A 14189-nucleotide genomic window follows, 5' to 3' on the forward strand; every position below is an offset into this window, starting at 1 on the left:
TCGCCTAAAAACTCTCGGACCGGGGGTTTGTAACCGGGCATGTTTCCTACCGTGGTCGGCTTCTTGCCGCCAATTTACTGGGCGGGGCGGTATCTATCCGCGACCGACCCCCCCCCGCCCAATGTTTTTGACTACACGTCAGTTATAGCCCGGTCACCCGACGCTTACGCGTCGCGCTTCCACCGCGGCTTGCGGTCGCCCGCCGGGCCACCGGCCGGACGGTCGTAGTGACCCTCCCGACGCGGGGCGCGGTCGTGCGAACGGTCGCGGTCGCCGTAGGACGGACGGTCGTTGTTGTACGTCGGACGGTCACCACGCGGAGCGCGGTCGCTGCCGTAGCCGGGACGGTCGCCGGTACGCGGCGCGCGGTCCCCGTACGACGGACGGTCGCCGCGGTAGCCACCCTCACGACGGTCGCCGCCGCCGTAGGACGGACGGTCGCCCGAACGCGGCGCCCGGTCCCCGTACGCGGGACGGTCGCCGGTGCGCGGCGCCCGATCGCCATAGGCCGGCCGGTCACCCGTGCGCGGAGCGCGGTCGCCGCCGTTGTACGCCGGACGGTCGTTGTACGCGGGACGCTCGGCACGCGGGCCGCGGTCGCCCGAAGGACGGTCGCCGCGGTAACCACCCTCACGACGGTCGCCGCCGCCGTAGGACGGACGGTCGCCCGAACGCGGCGCCCGGTCCCGGTCGCCGTAGGACGGACGGTCGCCACGCGGCGCACCACCACGACGGTCGCCGCCGCGGTCGCCGCCGTACGGCGGACGGTCGCTGCCGCGGTCCCGGTCGCCCCGGTAGCCGCCCTCACGACGGTCGCCGCCGCGGTCACCGCGGTCCGAACGCTCGTAGCGCTCGGTCCGCACCGGCACGTCGCCGTTCTTCGCCGCCTCGGCCAACTCGGCCGCCTTGCGGCGCAGTTCGGCCGCCTCGGCCTTGAGCTCGATGATCCGACCGGCGAGCCGCTCGGCCTCGGCCTCGGCCTCGACCGCGGCGTCCGCCACGGACTGCGCCTTGACCTCGGACAGCGTGCGCGCGCCGGTCAGCTTGCGCATCTCCGGGTCGTTGGAGCCCTGCACCCGAAGACGGGTCGGCTCGACGCCGGCGTCCTCCATCAGGCGGTCCACCGTGCGGCGCTGGTGCGGCAGCGCGAGGGTGACCACCGCACCGGCCTCGCCGGCCCGCGCGGTACGACCCGCGCGGTGCAGGTAGTCCTTCGAGTCCGCCGCCGGGTCCACGTGCAGGACCAGGTCGATGCCGTCGACGTGGATGCCGCGGGCGGCGACGTCGGTGGCGACCAGGACCGGCGTGCGGCCCTCCTTGTACTCGGCCAGGGTGCGGGTACGCGCGCCCTGGGTCATCCCACCGTGCAGCGCCTCGGCGCGGACACCGGCCTCACGCAGTTGCTGCGCGACGCGGTCGGCGCCGAACTTGGTCCGCACGAAGATCATCGTGCGCCCGCGACGGGCCGCGATGGCCGCCGTGACGTACGTCTTGTCCTTGGGCTGCACGACCAGCACGTGGTGCGACATGGTCGTGACCGACGACGCGTGCGGGTCCACCGAGTGGGTGACCGGGTTGTCCAGGTACTTGCGGACGATCGCGTCCACACCCTTGTCCAGCGTCGCGGAGAACAACATCCGCTGACCGCCGGCCGGGATCAGGTCGAGCAGCGCGGTGACCTCGGGCAGGAAGCCCATGTCCGCCATCTGGTCGGCCTCGTCGAGGATGGTGATCTCGACGTTGTCCAGCACGGCCGAACCGCGGTCCACCAGGTCCTGGAGCCGACCGGGGGTGGCGACCAGGATCTCCACGCCGCGCTCCAGCGCGAAGATCTGCTTCGGCATCGACATGCCGCCGGTGACGGTCTTCATCCGCAGGTCGAGAATGCGACCGTAGGGCTCCAGCGCGTCGTGCACCTGCATCGCGAGTTCACGCGTCGGCGTGAGGATCAGCGCGAGCGGACGACGGGCGCGCGCCTTGCGACCCGACAGCCGGGTCAACATCGGCAGCCCGAAGCCCAGCGTCTTGCCGGAACCGGTACGACCGCGGCCCAGGATGTCCTTGCCGGCCATCGCGTCCGGCAGCGTCGCCGCCTGGATCGGGAACGGGTGGGTCACGCCGCGGCGCGCGAGCGCGTCCACGACGTCCTTGTGCAGACCGAACTCGGCGAAGCTGGGGCCGGTCGGTTCGGGAGCGGATTCGGCCTCGACCTCGTCCGAAGCCTCGTCCGAGGCGTCGTCCGCCTCGTCGAGCCCGGCCTCGTCGGCTGCGTCGTCCTCGACACTCGCGTCGACATCCGTGTCGGAGTCGGTGTCGGTGTCCACATCGGCGCCCGCCGCGGCCTCGTCCTGCGCCGCGAGCTCGGTGTCGCCGTCATTGGTGTCGTCGTTCTCGACGACCTCGGGAGCGATCTCGGTAATCTCCGCGGCGACCTCGGTCACCTCGGCTGCCTGCGCACCCGCCACACCCTCCTGCACCTCGGCACCTTCGGTACCGGGCATGGGCGTAGCAGTGTCATTGGCATAGGGGGGCATGCAAAACCTTCCGGATGCGGCCCGTCTCGAAGGTCCGCAGCCGAAATGTGGTCGCACGAGAAAGCGACACTTCTGCGGAGCACCAGAACGAGCCTACGAGGCGCCGCGACTCATGGCGGCGCCTGGATATGGGCAAAGCGATTCACCAGCGTACCCGATCACTACTCGTTTACGCCTATCGGGTGCGTTCGTACTCCACCCTCAGGCGTGCGTCCTCGTGTACGACGAGCAGCCTCGGACGCTGCCACGACCAGTGCTCGGGGAGCAGGAACAGCCTCCCCGGGGCATGCCGCAACAGGCGCAGTCCGGTGTACCGGTAACGGTAGGAGGGCCCGATTTCTTCCTCGACCGCGATCCCGTCCCCCGAGCGCATCCGCAGATCCTGCACCGAGTACAGAACGACACCGGTCCGCCCGGGCAGTTGCCGCGCGACGGCCTTGCCCGCGTCCCGCCCGGACACCTTCGCGTACGCCCCCGACGCCCAGAACAGACACAGCACCACGGCCGCGCCGGTCAGCAACACCGACGGCGACCACGGCCGCGAACCGCTCGCCGAACCGCGCCGACGCGACCCGATCCGACGCGAGAGCAACACTCCGTAGGCACTGAGCAACAGCCCCGCCGCGAGCGCGCACGGCAACAGCAGCGGCCACCACTGGGCGCCCCGGGCAGGCCACCGGTACACCGCGCTCCAGATCGCGCCCGGCAGCACGAACCACGCACAACGCAGCGACCACGCGCACCACGCGCCGATCCGGCGGTGCCGGCGCAGCCACGCCGGCAGCCGAGAGTGCACCACCCGGACCGCGAGCAGCCCGGCGACGAGCACCAGCAGCGGCCGGTACAGCGCACGCAGGCCGTCCGCCACATACTCCGCCGGCGACGTGTCCAGCACGCTCTCGTCGAAGCCGAGGTAGTTCGCCCGAGCCGAGGCACGGGCCCAGCCGAAGTGGCAGAGCAACCCCGCCACCACGAGCGCGATCACCACGAAGACGATCGCGAACTCGCCGCCGAGGCTTGCCGATCGCCGTTCCGCGGCGCCGCCCTCGACAACCTCGGTGCGGACGGTCTCGACAACCCGATGGGCCCGATGGGCCCGATGCGCGGACTTGCGCCGCCTGGTCGCCCGTCGATCCGGCAGCGGGGATCCGTGCTCCACCACGGGCGCGGGCCCGGTGCCGGCCGGTTCGCCGAACCACCGGGTGAGCATCGAGACCGGCGCGCCGCAGGACACCTCGGCAAGCTCCGGCGCGAGGTTGCCGGTCGCCCGGAACGGCGTGAACTCGGCCGGCGACCCGACGACTTGCCCGTGCCGCTCGGCGGACTCGGCGGACTCGGCGAACACGTCGGACTCGGCGACTGTGTCGGGCTCGGCGAACCGATCCGACTCGCCGCCGGGACCGTCCGGCCGCGCCGACGCCCGATCGGTCTCCCGGGTCCGCGCCGGCGGATCCCCCCACGCCTGACCGGGAACCGGTTCGTACGCCTGCGGTGCCGGCGAACACCGCCACCCGCTGCGAGCACGCGGCACGGCCGACTCGGCCGACGCGAGTTCGCCCACCCGGGTGGTCGATCCGGTCCCGGGAAACTCGGGCTCGTCGTCGGCGAAGTCCGGCATCGGCCCGATGTCCCCCTGCGTGGTCACCGCCTCAGCATGAGCACGGGCGAACACCGGCTCCAATTTCGCACCTCCGCACGTCACCCGTTCGGCCGCGGCGCGTGAAGGCGCGACGGGAGCGCGCGATTTTCGAACCCGACCCCGGCACTAGCGTGTTCGGGTGTCACAAACCGGAGTACTCACCGCCGTCTCGATCGGCGGCGCCATCGGAGCACTGGGCCGCTGGGGGCTCGCGGAGGCGCTCCCGCACAGCGGCACGGCCTTCCCGTGGGCGACCCTGCTCACCAACGTCACGGGTTGTCTGCTGATGGGGATCCTGATGGGCCTGCCCCTGCCCGGCGTGCTGACCCGCCCCTTCCTGGGCACCGGCGTGCTCGGCGGCTTCACCACGTTCTCCACGTTCGCCGTCGAGACCCGCACCCTGGCGGCCGGCCACGCGTGGGCCTCGGCCTGCCTCTACGTCGTGGGCAGCGTCGCCCTGGGACTGGCGGCCGTGCGGCTCGGCCTCGTCCTGGCCCACCGGCCGCGCGGAGCCGCCGGATGATCCCGCTGATGGTGATCCTGGGCGCGCTGATCGGCGCCCCGCTGCGCTACCTGACCGACCTGCACGTGTCCGCGCGGATCCAATCGGCCTTCCCCTGGGGCGTGCTCACCGTCAACGTGGCCGGTTCGCTGATCCTGGGCGTGCTCACCGGCCTGGCCCCCGACGAGCGGATCGCCGCGCTGATCGGCACCGGCTTCTGCGGGACCCTGACCACCTTCAGCACCTTCGGCTACGCGACCGTGGAGATGTACATGCACGACCGCCGCCCCGTCGCCGTCGGCTACGTCCTGCTCAGCGCCGTCCTGGGCCTGGCCGCGGCCGCACTCGGATACGCCGCGGCCCACTGACCGATCAGCCGTACCCGTGCTCGTGCAACCACTCGTCCCCGATCCCGAAGTGATGCGCCACCTCGTGCACGACGGTCACCTCGACCTCCTCGACGACGTGTTCGTACGTCTCGCAGATCCGCAGGATGGGGTTGCGGTAGATGGTGATCCGGTCCGGCAGGACGCCCGCGTACCAGTCCCCCCGCTCGGTGAGCGGGATGCCTTCGTACAGGCCGAGCAGGTTGGTCCCGTGTTCGCCGTCGGGGGCGGGTTCGTCCTCGACGAAGATCGCCACGTTGTTCATGATCCCGGTCAGCTCGGGCGGGATCCGGTCCAGGGCCTCGGCCACCAGTTCCTCGAACTCTTCGCGCGACATCTCCAACACCCACCCATTCTGCGGCTTCGCACCCCGGTTCGCGGGGTCTGCCGCAGGCCCGTGACGGCCCCCGGTTATCCGCTTTGCAAGCGCCGCCGGAAACCCCGTATAGTTCGGGACGTCCCCGACGGCAACAAGACGCCGGACACGGCCAACAAGCCCCCATCGTCTAGTGGCCTAGGACGTCGCCCTTTCAAGGCGGTAGCACGGGTTCGAATCCCGTTGGGGGCACGCAACAAACCCCCTCCGGGGGCCGCAACAAGCCGGACAGCCAGTACGGTAGGGTTCAACACGAAGGAAGCCCAAGGAAACGCGGGTAGAGGTCCTGTGGAGCAGTTTGGAGTGCTCGTCACCCTGTCAAGGTGAAGGCCGCGGGTTCAAATCCCGTCAGGACCGCAAGATGGTAAAGATCGGGGCGCCGAAAGGCGCCCTGATCCATCGAGGCCAGGTAGCTCAGTTGGTACGAGCGTCCGACTGAAAATCGGAAGGTCGGCGGTTCGACCCCGCCCCTGGCCACCGCAGCCGGATAACCCGACGCCCCAGACGATTCATCGTCCGGGGCGTTCTTGCGTGGTCGGGCCGGCGACGCGGTGCAGCGACTCACCCGGTCGGGTTCGGCTCGGGCCCGCGCTCGTGTCCGCGCCGCCCGAACCGGACTTCGTCGTGATACTTCGGTCATGAGCGCCGCGGACACCCCCGACCGGATGCCCACCCATCCCCCGCACGACGAGGCGATGGGGACCCGGCTGAACTGGCTCCGGGCGGCCGTGCTGGGCGCCAACGACGGCATCGTCTCCACCGCGGGTCTCGTGGTCGGTGTCGCCGGAGCCACCGACGAGCGCGCCCAGTTGCTCACCGCCGGGCTGGCCGGGCTGCTCGCCGGATCGTTGTCGATGGCCGCGGGCGAGTACGTCTCGGTAAGCACCCAGCGCGACGCGGAGAAGGCCGCGCTGATCCAGGAGCGGCGCGAGTTGACCGACGAACCGGAGGCCGAACTCGACGAGTTGACCGGTCTGTTGGAGAAGCAGGGGATCACCGGGCCGGTCGCCCGCGAGGTGGCGGAGCAACTCACCGCCCACGACGCGCTCGCCGCACACGCCCGGGTCGAGCTCAAGATCGACCCGAACGAACTGACCAACCCGTGGCACGCGGCCGGCGCCAGCTTCCTGGCCTTCACCGTCGGCGCGTTGTTGCCGCTGCTCGCGATGGTGTTGCCGGCCGCCTCGACCCGGCTCCCGATCACGGTCGCCGCCGTGCTGGTCGCCCTGGTGTTGTGCGGCTGGAGCGGGGCCCGATTGGGTGGTGCGCCGCCGGCCCGCGCGATCGTGCGCACCACCGCGGGCGGGGCCCTGGCGATGGCGGTCACCTACGGAGTGGGCAGCCTGCTCGACGCGAGCGGGGTCTGAGCCGCGGCGGCGCCCGGAACAGGTCGCCCGATTCATCGCGAATCAATGTGATCACGCGCTTTCCTTCCAGTGGTAACGCCGCGTATTCACGCCCGCACGTGGAGCACCGCCCTCCCGCGCCACGGTGATGGCCGGGTCGGCCCCGGCCGGGCGACCGGGATCGGGCATCCCCGCCACCGTCGAACAAATCGACCCGGCCTCGTCGCGAGTTCCGTGTTTTCCCACTCACCGGGCCACCGCGGGCCCGCAGGTCTCGATACCGTCCTCGGAGTCGGTTCGCATCGGACCGTCGTCGACATCCCCGGACGGAGGACTCGTGGCCGGCCCCACTCGTATCGTCAGGCTCGTGTCGTCGGGTTCGCGCCCGCAGCGCAAGGGCGGCATGAAGTCGACCGCGGTCGCGGCGACCCTGACCCTGACCCTCGCCGGCGCGCTCACCGCCTGCGGGAGCGGCGGCGGCAAGAACTCGGCCCGCAGCGGTTACGCCGAGGTCTGCGCGGATCGCACGCACAACGTGCGCGTCGACGACTTCCGCTGCCTGGGCCGCACCGACCCGACCCTGTCCTGGTACTACGTCCCGCATTCGTGCGGACAGACCCTCACCCCGGCCAGGGGTACGACTCTCCTCGCCGGGCAGGGATCCTTCGATCGCCCGCGCAAGGGCAAAGTGGAACGCGGCGGCTTCGGCTCGTGCCCGTCGAAGAGTTCAAGCTGACGCGGTGTCACATCCGGGGAGGGCTTGAGCCATGCGCCGTATACCCAGCACGCCTCGACCGGGCTGGAAACCGCTCGTCGAGTCGCAGGGGCTGCTCTATGCGACCTGGGAAGAGGACGACGGCACCGAGGTGCCGTACTGGCACGAAGAGGCGTACTACGAGCTGACCCTCGACGAGGTGGACCGGCTCGAGGACGTCACCGAGGAACTGCACGAGATGTCGCTCGCCGCCGCCCGGCACGTGATCGAGCGCGGCGACCTGACCGCGTTCGGCCTGCCCGACGAGGCCCGCGGTTATCTGCGGATCACGCTCGAGGAGGAACACCCGAGCGTCTACGGGCGGTTCGACCTCGCCTGGGGCGGCGACGGCCGCGCGGCCAAGCTGCTCGAATACAACGCGGACACCCCCACCGCGCTGATCGAGGCATCCCTGGTCCAGTGGTACTGGTTGCGCGACTGCTTCCCGGAGCGCGACCAGTGGAACAGCCTGCACGAGCGGCTGGTCCGCACCTGGCGCCGGATCAAGCCCTATCTGCGCTCGGAGACCATGCACTTCGCGCACGTGGAGGGCACCGAGGACGAGGAGGAGTGGCTGCACACCGCCTACCTCCGCGACACCGCGACCGAGGCCGGGCTGACCACCATCGGCCTGGAGGTCGCCGAGATCGGCTGGGACAGCGAGCGGCTGCGCTTCGTCGACCTGGAAGAGCGGGGCATCGACACGATGTTCATGCTCTACCCGTGGGAGGACATGCTCGCCGAGCCGTTCGGGAAGCACCTGATGAGCCATCCCCGCTCGTGCCTGTTCGTCGAACCGGCCTGGAAGGCGATCCTGTCCAACAAGGCGCTGCTCGCGGTGCTGTGGGAGCTGTATCCCGGCCACCCGAACCTGCTGCCCGCCTTCCTGGACTCGCCGCGCGGCATGGAGTCGTATGTGGCCAAGCCGCTGCACGGGCGCGAGGGCGACGCGATCCGCATCGTCACGCCCGCGGGCGAGCACATCCAGCCCGCCGAGGCGTACGGCGACGAGGGCTGGTGCTTCCAGGAGTACGTGCCGCTCCCCGACTTCGACGGCAACAAGCCCGTACTCGGCGCGTGGGTGGTGGACGGGAAGTCCGCGGGCGTCGGCATCCGCGAGTCCAGCGGCCCGGTCACCGACGGGTACGCCCGCTTCCTGCCGCACCTGATCGACGGCCCGGCCCCGGACGAGGACACCCGGCTCGCCTGGCTCGACGAGGACTGACCGGGCACGGCACCGCGCGCACGGTCACCGTGCTTGCACACAGTGACGAACGCCGGCGAATCGGCGAGATCGAAATCGCGCCGCGAATCGTCCGATCATCACTCAGCGTGTTCGATCGGCGATTTCGGGCCGGGCCCGTCGAATCCACCCCGATGCCCGACCGCCGCGCCCGCTCGACGCGGACCGGGTCGGCCCCCCGACCCGCCGAGCCCACCGCGTCGACACCCCTTGGCCGACTCTGGCCCGACAGCGGCCCCGACGGCCCCACACGGGCCCTGCGATGCCCTCGGTACCCGGGAATCGATCGGGGTCCTCCCCTGGGCGCCCGCCGGCCGCCGGCGACCTCACGGATCGGCCGGACCGGGGAAAGGTCCGAACCACTGCCGCGAGCGATCACGCGGACGGGCCGCGAACACCAGTGTGACCAAGGTCACTGTTTTGACCGGAGAAGGTTTTCGTCGGCGGCCGGAAATCGACTGTGCATTCTATGTGATATTTTACTGGACGCCGTCATGGATCCGCCGCGAAAGCGGCCGATCGGGCCCCATCGGCACCCCCGGCCCACCGCGTCGCACGCCGCCCCACCGCCGCCGAAAGCGCCGCCCGAACCCCGGGCCGACCGCAGCGCGACACCGACGCGACGCCGGGCCGAGCGGCCCGCGGATCGACACCCTCCGGGCACACAAAAGAGTGCTGCACCGGACCCGGCGGGATCCGGTGCAGCACTCAGGGGAAAAGCTTTCGACGCAGCCCTCAGGCTTCGCTGCGCTGCTGCGGAATGCCCGCGAGCAGGGCGCGGACCTCCACCTCGCGGTAGCGACGGTGTCCGCCGAGCGTGCGGATCGACGTGAGCTTGCCGGCCTTGGCCCAGCGCGTCACCGTCTTGGGGTCGACGCGGAACATGCTGGCAACCTCGGCCGGCGTCAGCAGCGGCTCGGCATCAGGCGTACGAGCGGTCATGAGCGGCCTCCTCGGGAGAACCGAACCAACACGGTTCTTTCTTCAAATTCTGCACCTTGACCCACGATGTCCTAAATAGTTCATGAGGGCCAAGTCGGTTATAGGACGAACGGCTTGTCCTTCACAGTACAAGTACACCATCCGCCGCACCCGGTTGGTCAAACCGCCGGAATTGGCATCCCAGGGTTCAAGCCACGCGATCCCGAAGGACCAGGCATAGCGGACAGTCACCCGACCGTGACGATGAGTCACTCGGGCACGATCGACCCCTCGTGTCCACCCCGTCCCACCAGCAACGAAGTATCCCCGATGACCCGACCCGGCCAGACCGACTACATCTGGTTTGTCCTTTTCATCATATACGAACCATTCGCTGGCGTATGCACCTTGTTGTGAGTCGATCTCCAACAACCTGGAGGGCTGGGAGTCCCACAACTCGAACCAGCAGGTTGAGAGGCTTTCAGATCGCAGGGCGACTGAACACGAAAGAGTGACGACGGTCACGCCGAAACTTCATGAAATGCGGACGCTTGCTCAGCTCGCGTGCTCCAGGGCACGTACCGATTGCCAACGCTCCGTAATCCTTCGGTAGGCCGCCGATGCTCGCGCTCCGTCACCGGAACCCAGCGCGGCGATGCCCTCGGCGACGTCCGCGACCGAGTTCTCGGCCGCCGGATCACCCGATCCGAGCAGTCGCACCAGACCGCCGTAGTCCAACTCGACCAGGGCGCGTGGATGGAACTCCTCCAGCCAGCGGCCCACGCTCTCCAGGCCGGTGATCAGCGCCCCGTCCTCGACCGTCTCGCGGAGCACCTTGAGCGCCCTGGCGACCCGACGCCGGGCCTGCACCATCGGCGTGCGGTAGTAGAGCTCGCCGGGCCCCGCCGAGGCGTTCCCGGCCGCGGGCACCAGCACCCGCTCGTCGGGCGCGAACAACACGAACCAGCGCACCGGCACGTGCCACGTGCTGCTGTGGATGTGCGGATGCACGTCGGGGTGCGCGGACTTCCACCGCTCGTGCTCCACGTGCGCCTGGTCGAGCACCATTCGCGGCCAGAACACGTCCAGCACCGTCGCCGGATACTCCCGACGCAGTTCGGCCAGCGCGGTCCAGCAGCGCAGCCGGGTCTGCCGCGGGCAGATCACCGTGACGCCGTCCAGGACGTGTACGTAGGCGTCCTCGCTCTCGTGCGGCGGCGCGATCACCGGAGGGGTGGCCAGGAGGTTCTCCAGGCCGCTCCGGTGCTCCTGCGCGGTCAGCCCGGCGGGCGAGGACGCCTCGGGCGACGCGGAGGGGCCTGCCGGCCGTGTGGCGGCGTAGGCCGCCCACCGCCCGCGTTCCGGCTCGGGAAACGCGGCAAGCGGCTCGTACACCCGCAGGTACGCCGCGTAGGGGGCAACCACCGAAGTCCGCACGAACGCATCTTGGCACGTCGGATGGGCCCCGAGGTGAAGAAGGTCCAACCCGGTGATCCGGACGGGTTCTAGGCTTGAATCGCCGCGCGCACCCGCGCGGCGGAAAGCTCACCACGATCCCATGGAGTCACCACAGTGACCGACAGGATGGATGGCTCGGACGGCACGACGTCGGGCCTGGTGTTCGGCAGGTCGACCGGCCACGAACAGGTCGTCTTCTGCCAGGACCGCGCAAGCGGACTGCGCGCGATCATCGCGATCTACTCCAGTGTCCTGGGACCCGCCCTCGGCGGCACCAGGTTCCACCCCTACGAGACCGAGGAGGAGGCCGTCGCGGACGTCCTCAACCTCTCCCGCGGCATGGCCTACAAGAACGCCCTCGCCGGCCTCGACCACGGCGGCGGCAAGGCGGTGATCATCGGCGACCCGACCCGGGACAAGACCGAGGTGCTGCTGCGCGCCTACGGGCGGTTCGTGCAGTCGCTGGGCGGTCGCTACATCACCGCCTGCGACGTGGGCACCTACGTCGACGACATGGACGTGGTCGCCAAGGAGTGCGCCTACGTCACCGGCCGCTCCCCGGAGAACGGCGGTGCCGGCGACTCGTCCGTGCTGACCGCCTACGGGGTCTTCCAGGGCATGCTGGCCTCCGCCGAGCACCGGTGGGGCACCCCCACCCTGCGCGGGCGGCGGGTGGGCGTTGCGGGCGTCGGCAAGGTCGGCCGGCACCTGGTGGGACACCTGGTCGCGGACGGCGCCTCGGTGGTGATCACCGACGTGGACGAGCGTGCGGTGGCGCACGTACGCCACCAACACCCGGAGGTGGACTTCGCGGCCGACACGGACACCCTGATCCGACTCTCGGACCTGGACGTGTACGCGCCGTGCGCGCTCGGTGGTGCGCTCAACGACGACACGGTCCCGGTGCTCACCGCCTCGGTGGTGTGCGGCGCGGCCAACAACCAGCTCGCCCATCCCGGCATCGAGAAGGCGCTCGCGGAGCGCGGCGTGCTCTACGCGCCGGACTACCTGGTGAACTCCGGCGGGGTGATCCAGGTCGCCGACGAGCGGCACGGATTCGACTTCGAGCGGGCCAAGCGCAAGGCCACGGGCATCCGCGCGACGACCGCGAAGATCTTCGCCCTGGCCGACGAGGAGGGGGTGCCACCGGCCCTCGCGGCGGACCGATTGGCCGAGCGACGCATGGCGGATGTGGGCCGCCTGCGTGACATCTACCTCCAAAGCTGACCGACACGGTATCGTCAGACTCGGCAAAGGACCCCAGACCAGGCCCCTGACCAGCCGGAACGGTACAGCCCGGTCGGGGTCCGAGCCCCGCTGTCACCCATGCGACGTACCGTCCGGCAGCGGAAGCAGGTACCGTTAATCCCCTACGGGCCGGTTCTCAAGTGCCATCGAACCGTCCCTGACTATGAACGCGTGTCAAGACCCGGGGCCGTGAGCCCCGTCGTTGAGGGGGTCGAGCCATGGGGCGCGGCCGGGCCAAGGCCAAGCAGACAAAGGTCGCCCGCCAGCTGAAGTACAACAGCGGCGGTACGGATCTGAGCCGTCTGGCTGAAGAGCTGGGCGCGTCGTCGCCAACCGACTTGCCGATCGGCAAGCCTGAGGTTGACGACGACACGAGTGAAGACGAGTTCGACGACCCCTACGCGGGGTACTCGGCTCGTTACAACGATGACGAAGACGAGGAAGACGACGGCCGATCGCGCCATCGTTGACCCCGCGATCTTCGTCGTCGGGCACGGGACGTAACGCCCTCTTCAGCCGGGGCGCCCGTGCACGGTGACACCGCCCGGTCCGGGACCGAGTAGCAGGACTACTCGACCCCGGGCCGTTTGGCGTGTTCGCGAACGCGCCCGCAGTGGCACCGCCGTCCCGATCCGGGACGACGGCCACCGCCGCGGGTGCTTTCGTCATGCCCGGTGATCGCCGGTCAGTACGGCCCGGCCGGAGCCGGTGACGATGTCGCCGAGGATCCAGGCCGGCACCCCGCGCTCGGCGAGCACCGCGAGGGCCGCGTCGGCCGCGTCCGCGGCGACCACCGCGACCATGCCCACGCCCATGTTCAGCGTCTTCTCCAACTCGGCGCGGGCCACGTCGCCGAGCGCGCCGACCAGGCCGAAGATCGGGGCGGGCGTCCAGGTCGAGCGGTCCAGGCGGGCGTCCAGGTGGGCCGGGAGCACCCGCGCGAGGTTGGCCTCCAGGCCGCCGCCGGTGACGTGCGAGTAGGCGTGCACGTCGGTGCGCCGGGCCAGGTCGAGGCAGTCCAGCGAGTAGATCCGGGTCGGTTCGAGCAGTTCCTCGCCGAGCGTGCGGCCCAGCTCCGGGACGTCCCGGTCCAGGCTCCAGCCGGCGAGCGTGAAGAACACGTGCCGGGTCAGCGAGTAGCCGTTCGAGTGCAGGCCGGAGGCGGCCATCGCGATCACCACGTCGCCCTCGCGCACCCGCTCCGCGCCGAGCAGCCCGTCGGCCTCCACGATCCCGGTGCCGGCGCCCGCCACGTCGTACTCGTTCGGGTCGAGCAGGCCGGGGTGCTCGGCCGTCTCGCCGCCGATCAGCGCGCAGCCGGCCAGCACGCAGCCCTCGGCGATGCCCTTGACGATCGCCGCGACGCGCTCGGGAAAGACCTTGCCGGTGGCGATGTAGTCGGTCATGAACAGCGGCTCGGCACCGCACACGACCAGGTCGTCGACGACCATGCCGACCAGGTCGTGGCCGATCGTGTCGTGCTTGTCCATCGCCTGCGCGATGGCGACCTTGGTGCCCACCCCGTCGGTCGCGGTGGCCAGCAGGGGGCGCTCGTACCGCTTGAACGCGGACATGTCGAACAGGCCCGCGAAGCCGCCCAGGCCGCCGACGACCTCGGGCCGGGTGGCCTGGCCGACCCATTGCTTCATCAGGTGCACGGCGCGGTCACCGGCCTCGATGTCGACGCCGGCCGCGGCGTAGGTCGCGGTGTGGGGGGTGGAGGTGGACTGGTCGCTCACGGCGGCGGCCCTTTCGGGTCGGGTCGGTGGATCTCCTCGGCCA

Annotated in this window: 13 protein-coding genes and 3 tRNA genes; 10 read left to right on the forward strand and 6 right to left on the reverse strand. The window is 70.5% G+C overall.

Translation table 11 applies throughout. The annotated features are described in order from the left end of the window. Positions 1-164: 164 nt before the first annotated feature. Both ACFXMF_RS28240 and ACFXMF_RS28245 read right to left on the reverse strand, forming a co-directional pair. Entirely contained in the window at positions 165-2501 is a 2337-nt protein-coding gene (locus ACFXMF_RS28240) for a DEAD/DEAH box helicase (RefSeq protein WP_379988752.1), read from the reverse strand. Positions 2502-2709: 208 nt separating this feature from the next. Then, complete coding sequence (locus tag ACFXMF_RS28245) at positions 2710-4179, reverse strand: hypothetical protein (RefSeq protein WP_379988750.1); 1470 nt, start codon at positions 4177-4179, stop codon at positions 2710-2712. Between the two features lie 133 nt (positions 4180-4312). Between ACFXMF_RS28245 and ACFXMF_RS28250 the strand changes: the two genes are divergently transcribed. Together ACFXMF_RS28250 and crcB are read left to right on the forward strand one after the other, a co-directional pair. Then, entirely contained in the window at positions 4313-4696 is a 384-nt protein-coding gene (locus ACFXMF_RS28250; RefSeq protein ID WP_360312100.1) for a CrcB family protein, read from the forward strand. Then, positions 4693-5043 (forward strand): fluoride efflux transporter CrcB, encoded by a 351-nt coding sequence (gene crcB / locus ACFXMF_RS28255; protein WP_379988748.1) that lies wholly within the window; start codon positions 4693-4695, stop codon positions 5041-5043. Before ACFXMF_RS28250 ends, crcB begins: the two co-directional genes overlap by 4 nt. Before the next feature lie 4 nt (positions 5044-5047). Here crcB and ACFXMF_RS28260 read toward each other — a convergent pair whose 3' ends face one another. Further along, positions 5048-5407, reverse strand: a complete 360-nt coding sequence (locus tag ACFXMF_RS28260; RefSeq protein WP_360312104.1) for a metallopeptidase family protein — start codon at positions 5405-5407, stop codon at positions 5048-5050. 149 nt (positions 5408-5556) lie between these two features. Between ACFXMF_RS28260 and ACFXMF_RS28265 the strand changes: the two genes are divergently transcribed. The 6 genes from ACFXMF_RS28265 (at position 5557) to ACFXMF_RS28290 (ending at position 8762) form a co-directional block, all read left to right on the forward strand. Continuing rightward, a tRNA-Glu gene (locus ACFXMF_RS28265) sits at positions 5557-5629 on the forward strand. A gap of 90 nt (positions 5630-5719) precedes the next feature. Then, positions 5720-5794, forward strand: a tRNA-Asp gene (locus tag ACFXMF_RS28270). Between the two features lie 46 nt (positions 5795-5840). After that, positions 5841-5914: transfer RNA gene (locus tag ACFXMF_RS28275), tRNA-Phe, on the forward strand. A 161-nt stretch (positions 5915-6075) separates the two neighbouring features. Further along, positions 6076-6804 (forward strand): VIT family protein, encoded by a 729-nt coding sequence (locus tag ACFXMF_RS28280; protein ID WP_360312106.1) that lies wholly within the window; start codon positions 6076-6078, stop codon positions 6802-6804. Between the two features lie 346 nt (positions 6805-7150). Further along, positions 7151-7519, forward strand: a complete 369-nt coding sequence (locus ACFXMF_RS28285) for a hypothetical protein (RefSeq protein ID WP_360312108.1) — start codon at positions 7151-7153, stop codon at positions 7517-7519. Between the two features lie 31 nt (positions 7520-7550). Beyond that, entirely contained in the window at positions 7551-8762 is a 1212-nt protein-coding gene (locus tag ACFXMF_RS28290) for a glutathionylspermidine synthase family protein (RefSeq protein WP_360312110.1), read from the forward strand. Positions 8763-9515: 753 nt separating this feature from the next. Here ACFXMF_RS28290 and bldC read toward each other — a convergent pair. Further along, entirely contained in the window at positions 9516-9722 is a 207-nt protein-coding gene (bldC, locus tag ACFXMF_RS28295; protein WP_020555617.1) for a developmental transcriptional regulator BldC, read from the reverse strand. Between the two features lie 534 nt (positions 9723-10256). Next, the gene (locus ACFXMF_RS28300; RefSeq protein WP_360312113.1) at positions 10257-11138 is read right to left on the reverse strand and encodes a hypothetical protein; all 882 of its coding nucleotides are present in this window, start codon (positions 11136-11138) and stop codon (positions 10257-10259) included. Positions 11139-11285: 147 nt separating this feature from the next. Here ACFXMF_RS28300 and ACFXMF_RS28305 point away from each other — a divergent pair, with 147 nt between their 5' ends. Both ACFXMF_RS28305 and ACFXMF_RS28310 read left to right on the forward strand, forming a co-directional pair. Further along, on the forward strand, positions 11286-12386 hold the full coding sequence (locus tag ACFXMF_RS28305; protein ID WP_360312199.1) for a Glu/Leu/Phe/Val dehydrogenase dimerization domain-containing protein: 1101 nt from the start codon (positions 11286-11288) through the stop codon (positions 12384-12386). A 239-nt stretch (positions 12387-12625) separates the two neighbouring features. Further along, on the forward strand, positions 12626-12877 hold the full coding sequence (locus ACFXMF_RS28310; protein WP_020555620.1) for a DUF3073 domain-containing protein: 252 nt from the start codon (positions 12626-12628) through the stop codon (positions 12875-12877). A 195-nt stretch (positions 12878-13072) separates the two neighbouring features. Here the strand turns inward: ACFXMF_RS28310 and purM are convergent, their stop codons facing one another. Beyond that, entirely contained in the window at positions 13073-14146 is a 1074-nt protein-coding gene (purM, locus tag ACFXMF_RS28315) for a phosphoribosylformylglycinamidine cyclo-ligase (protein ID WP_379990524.1), read from the reverse strand. Positions 14147-14189: the final 43 nt, after the last annotated feature.

This window comes from Embleya sp. NPDC059213, assembly GCF_042754445.1.
In the GTDB taxonomy this organism is placed as follows: Bacteria; Actinomycetota; Actinomycetes; order Streptomycetales; family Streptomycetaceae; genus Embleya.

Excerpts from the sequence above, each read along its gene's own strand:
- ACFXMF_RS28280 (WP_360312106.1), top strand. The coding sequence starts at position 6,076 with ATGAGCGCCGCGGACACCCCCGACCGGATGCCCACCCATCCCCCGCAC.
- ACFXMF_RS28310 (WP_020555620.1), top strand. The coding sequence starts at position 12,626 with ATGGGGCGCGGCCGGGCCAAGGCCAAGCAGACAAAGGTCGCCCGCCAG.
- crcB (WP_379988748.1), top strand. The coding sequence starts at position 4,693 with ATGATCCCGCTGATGGTGATCCTGGGCGCGCTGATCGGCGCCCCGCTG.
- ACFXMF_RS28305 (WP_360312199.1), top strand. The coding sequence starts at position 11,286 with ATGGATGGCTCGGACGGCACGACGTCGGGCCTGGTGTTCGGCAGGTCG.
- ACFXMF_RS28290 (WP_360312110.1), top strand. The coding sequence starts at position 7,551 with ATGCGCCGTATACCCAGCACGCCTCGACCGGGCTGGAAACCGCTCGTC.
- ACFXMF_RS28240 (WP_379988752.1), bottom strand. The coding sequence starts at position 2,501 with ATGCCCGGTACCGAAGGTGCCGAGGTGCAGGAGGGTGTGGCGGGTGCG.
- bldC (WP_020555617.1), bottom strand. The coding sequence starts at position 9,722 with ATGACCGCTCGTACGCCTGATGCCGAGCCGCTGCTGACGCCGGCCGAG.